Here is a 1,534-nt window from a genome sequence, read left to right as displayed (position 1 = left end):
ATATTCTTAGGTTTCCACTTCATAGGCGCGTGAGGGAAAATAGAGAGTTCCCACGATCCGCCCGCGATCATATTCAACTTAGGGTTATCAAAGGCGAATAAGTGACTGTTCGGTTTCGATTCGGAATTATCCGCGCAATACTCACAAGCGAGTTTTAACGGACTATCACCGTATCGGTACACGTCAATCGTTCCCTGCTTCATTTCATCAACGTTTTTCAAACCGAACTCCGCGAAATACGGACAATATTTATTGACCGTGTTCCCTAGTAACCATATGGAAACATTTGTTCGTAATCGAATGATTGTCGAAATAACGTTCATAAGCAAAACGAACTCGTCCGTCAGGTAAATTCTGCGGGCTATAAACTCGTCAAACACAATCAAGGTAACAAGCGGGTAACTCGATCCTTTGTCGTGTTCCATCATGTTTAAAGCGAAAGCGTGACCTAGACAATCGATCGGTGAATAGATAGATTTTCCCTCGCCGTCATACTTTGCAAAGTAAAAAACGCCATTGTAAAAATGGACGTGATCGAACTCGCCGTTTGAAATCTCGCTAACTAACCCCGTTGAATTAATATAACCGAACATTTGTTTCATTCGTTTTGCCTTGATATCCGTATCCCAACGGCGGATATACGCGAACTGCTGTCGCGTATAATCTCCATTTTCCGTGCTGAAATAATTCTTTATAGCCTGTTTCAGCAACGCCGTTGTTTTCCCGTTTGATCGTTCCCCGAAAACCACGTTATATTGTGCTTTCCGTTGTCCGATCCGTTTTGGGCTATAAAACTTCATGCTATCCCTCCTAAATATCTTGTATCGTTTCTGTGCCGTATTTCTGCAATAATTGAAGTTGTAGCAACCCCATGAAAATACCGTCTTCACTCATTGTATAACTTGACGGCGCCAAGTGTATACCATTTTCAATCGGAACTAGTTTCGTTTTACCTAGATAATCGGTCATAGGCGCTTGATCGTCAATCGCGTTGACAATAATTCGCGTTGATTTTCCTGTTTCGCCCGCTGGTATCTCTAATTCATTATTGAACTTTTCGAACGTTTCCGTGTTATCTGGTGAACCCTTTTGCAGGTATGCAAGCCCCGCTTTCTTTTGAACGCCTGCGCAAGTGAGTTGCATGTTTCCATTCTCGTATTCAACAAGGTAGCGTTTCGCGCCTACGTGTTTGAACCTTGTGTAAAAACCGTCAAAGTCCCACACGCCTATCCATTTGTTATCGGGACACGCGAATTCAATCGGAATCTTGTAGTGATCGAATGATTTTTTCAACTTTGCCTTTACACCCTCGTTATACACCTCAATATAGCCTTGGTGGTTTTCAGCGTTTACGATCTTGATTGAATCGGTATCGGCATACACGAAATCGTGTCCTACTGCTTTGATACCCGTCCAAAGGTTGCGCCTAGCGTAAGCCGTAACCCAAACGCCCCAGGCATAGAAAAGACTTTGAAAGTTGTGTACGGTGGGTATGCTCTTGTTGTATTTCTCCATAGCCTCTGCAAGGGCTTCT

General features: G+C 43.3%; 2 protein-coding genes. Both read right to left on the bottom strand.

All coding sequences use genetic code 11. From position 1 onward, the window contains the following. The coding region (locus N1032_RS23050; RefSeq protein WP_259542659.1) for a phage DNA encapsidation protein at positions 1 to 800 on the bottom strand (800 nt) is incomplete at its 3' end. A gap of 10 nt (positions 801 to 810) precedes the next feature. Next, positions 811 to 1,534 (bottom strand): hypothetical protein (locus N1032_RS23045; RefSeq protein ID WP_259542658.1); only part of this gene is annotated, 724 nt, incomplete at its 5' end.

The sequence above is a fragment of the Herbiconiux daphne genome (assembly GCF_024979295.1).
Taxonomy (GTDB): Bacteria; Actinomycetota; Actinomycetes; order Actinomycetales; family Microbacteriaceae; genus Herbiconiux; species Herbiconiux daphnes.
This window is presented reverse-complemented; position numbering and strand designations above follow the sequence as displayed.